The organism is Microcystis sp. LEGE 08355 (genome assembly GCF_015207185.1).
Lineage (GTDB): Bacteria > Cyanobacteriota > Cyanobacteriia > Cyanobacteriales > Microcystaceae > Microcystis > Microcystis panniformis.
On sequence record NZ_JADEXI010000538.1, the window covers coordinates 1 to 3180 of the forward strand.

Genomic DNA, 3180 nt, shown 5'->3' on the forward strand with positions numbered 1-3180 from the left:
TTGGTCAGGGTTGACCTATTAGATTCAGTCAGGGGACTGAAGACCTTACTAGGCGGTTATTTCAGGTATTTCAACCTTATTTCATGCCTAAACGTTTCGCACAAATCCGTTGAGTATAGGCTACATAAGTAGGTGGGTGGAATTAAATATAAGATGAACGTAGGTTGGGCTTCGGCCGTGAGCTTTTGCCGAACGGTTGAAGCATGAAACCCAACACCCCGATGGGTTAGGCTACCGCTAACCCATCCTACAAATAATTGTGCCTCCCTACTTATCAGGACAGGCACTCATGCAATAGGCAATAGGCAATAGGGACAATAAATAATCAGTCTTTAATAACCGGATTTAGTATTATCAGTCAATCGAATCTGTCTTTCTGTTTGTGTTCTTTGTGCCTTTGTGTTTATCCTTAACTCTTATGGTATAACTGGACAACAAAAGGTTTGGTTTTAAACTTTAGCCTCCCTATTCTCTGGGTCTTCTTGTAGCTAAAAATAGCTTACCTCTTATTTGTTGATGGGTGAAGGTGAATATAGCTTTTCTCATCAAGATGCAGTGTAACCTGATTGGGTAAGTAAAACTTCCCACCTCACCAATAAGATAACTGCTATATAGTTAAAATTGACAACTTAGGTTAAGATGATGCTAGGTTTCACCAGTTAAAGAGCTATGGATAACAAAGTTCTCGACGTTCGCCATCTCACCGTTGAATTTTCTAATCAGAAAAGAACAACAGTCGCCGTTAATAACATTAGTTTTAGCTTGCAGAAAGGTCAAGTTCTCGGTTGTGTGGGGGAGTCGGGTTCAGGAAAATCCGTCACCTCCCTCGCACTCATGGGATTGGTTCCCTCTCCGGGGAAAATTACCGGGGGAGAAATTTGCTTTCGTCCGGCAAAAGGTCAGTCAATGCAAGCAGTAGATTTATTATCTATTCCCCCGGAAGAATTGCGTTATTATCGCGGGGGAGAAATGGCGATGATTTTCCAAGAACCAATGAGTTCTCTTAATCCAGTGTATAACATCGGGTTTCAACTCACCGAAGCGATTCTTCTTCACCAAAAAGTCACCCCCGAACAGGCAAAAAATCAAGCAATCTCTCTACTGCAAGAAGTGCGCTTATTACCCAGTGATGAACAGTTAGAGGAGAAGTATATAGAAACTTTTCCCTTAGAAAATAAGGGTCATGTCAGAGAAAAAATTAGAACTTATATTCAGGAAGAAAAAGAGGCAATTCTCAAGCGTTATCCCCACGAATTATCGGGGGGACAATTACAAAGGGTAATGATTGCCATGGCGATTTCTTGTAATCCTACCCTCTTAATTGCTGATGAACCAACCACCGCTTTAGATGTGACTGTCCAAGCAGAAATATTAAGATTATTACGCGATTTGTGTAAAAGCGATCGAGAAATGTCGATGGTTTTTATCTCCCACGATTTAGGAGTTATTAACGAAATTGCCGATCAAATTGTCGTAATGTATCAAGGAGAAATTGTCGAACAGGGAACTAAAGAAGAAGTATTAAATTATCCCCAACATCCCTACACAAAAGGTTTACTTGCCTGTCGTCCCCGCTTAAACTCTCGTCCAGAAAAATTGCCCACCGTCAGCGATTTTTTACGAGTGGAAAAAGACTCTCAAGGTAAGATTATTAAACTACAGGAAATTACTCCACCAGCAGTTAATTTTATTACTCTCCAAGAGGAAGAAAGCAGAATTGAAGGTTTACAGAATCACGATAATATTTTATCAGTAGAAAATTTATCGGTTAGATTTCCAGTTAAGGGAGTTTTCGGGCAAGTAAAGACCTTTTTTAATGCCGTAGATCAGATCAGTTTTGCCGTTAAACAGGGGGAAACCCTCGGTTTAGTCGGTGAGTCGGGCTGCGGAAAATCCACCTTAGCAAGGACTATTCTGCGCTTAATTCCTGCCACTTCTGGAAATATCTATTTCCGAGGAGAAAATCTGGCTAAATTAAACCCCAGTGAGCCAAAATTAAGACTACTGCGCCGGGAATTACAGATAGTTTTCCAGAATCCCTACAACTCCCTAAATCCCCGTTTATCCATTGGTAAAGCAATTTTAGAACCGATGGTTATTCATCATACCGGCGGCAATTCCCAAAAGCAACGGCAACGAGTAGAATATTTATTAGAACGAGTTAAACTTGATCCTAATTGGTTTGATCGCTATCCCCATCAATTATCAGGAGGACAACGCCAAAGGGTGTGTATTGCTCGCGCTTTAGCCTTAAATCCTCAGTTTATTATCTGTGATGAATCTGTCTCTGCTTTAGATGTTTCCGTACAAGCGGGAGTCTTAAATTTACTCAAAGAATTGCAGCAGGAATTTAATCTCACTTATATCTTTATTTCCCACGATTTAAGTGTTGTCAGATTTATGAGCGATCGCATTATGGTGATGAATAAAGGTAAAATTGAGGAAATTGGTACAGCTAACGAAATTATCAACTCTCCCCAAAGCGATTACACCCGTAAACTTATCGCTTCTATTCCCCAATTTACCGAAAGTCTTGCTAGTTAAGTAGCTGGTTATAATTGAATTAAAAATGGATTTTAGCTTCGATCCCCCCTTAGTCCCCCCTTAATAAGCTATCCATTAGTCAGATCTTTCTTAACAAAAAGAGAAGAAACTTAAAAAAAGGGGAAACGATTGATAGGTATAGTTTTGAAAGAAGGAATTAAGGTGGAGGTAAGCCAAAAAATGGAGAAATGGGCAGCCCAAGAATTACAGTATGCAGACCTAGGGGACACCAGAAGAAAGAAAAGGTTAATCACTATCGTGGAAAACTTGGCCAGCCAATCTAGTACAAGTGTGCCACAAGCTTCGGGAAATCTAGCCGCAGCGAGTGCCACCTACGACTTTTGGAATTCCCCCTATTTTCACCCCTCAGATATAATTGCCGCCCAGGCCAAAAGTACAGTAGAAAGAATCAAAGAACATCCAATAGTTTTGGCAGTTCAAGACACAACCAGTTTAGACTTGACGACGCAAAAAGCCAAAAAAGGAATGGGTTATCTAGATTGTAAAACATCCTTTGGTCTCAAAGTTCATACCAGCTTAGGAGTGTCACCGCCAGGAATAAGCTAAGACGCATTTAAACCGCTTATTCTTAGATTAGCCGAACCTCCCCCCTTGCCCCCCCGACATCGGGGGGGT

1 protein-coding gene and 1 pseudogene are annotated in these 3180 nt (G+C 40.9%); both read left to right on the forward strand.

The window, feature by feature from the left end:
• Window positions 1-669: 669 nt before the first annotated feature.
• Complete coding sequence (locus tag IQ242_RS20675; protein WP_193961245.1) at window positions 670-2544, forward strand: ABC transporter ATP-binding protein; 1875 nt, start codon at window positions 670-672, stop codon at window positions 2542-2544.
• A gap of 180 nt (window positions 2545-2724) precedes the next feature.
• Window positions 2725-3105: pseudogene (locus IQ242_RS20680) on the forward strand (transposase DNA-binding-containing protein); the annotation flags it as partial.
• Between the last annotated feature and the right edge of the window lie 75 nt (window positions 3106-3180).

What these genes read in the sequence shown, in the direction of transcription:
- IQ242_RS20675 (WP_193961245.1), top strand. Translation starts at nt 670, where the DNA reads ATGGATAACAAAGTTCTCGACGTTCGCCATCTCACCGTTGAATTTTCT.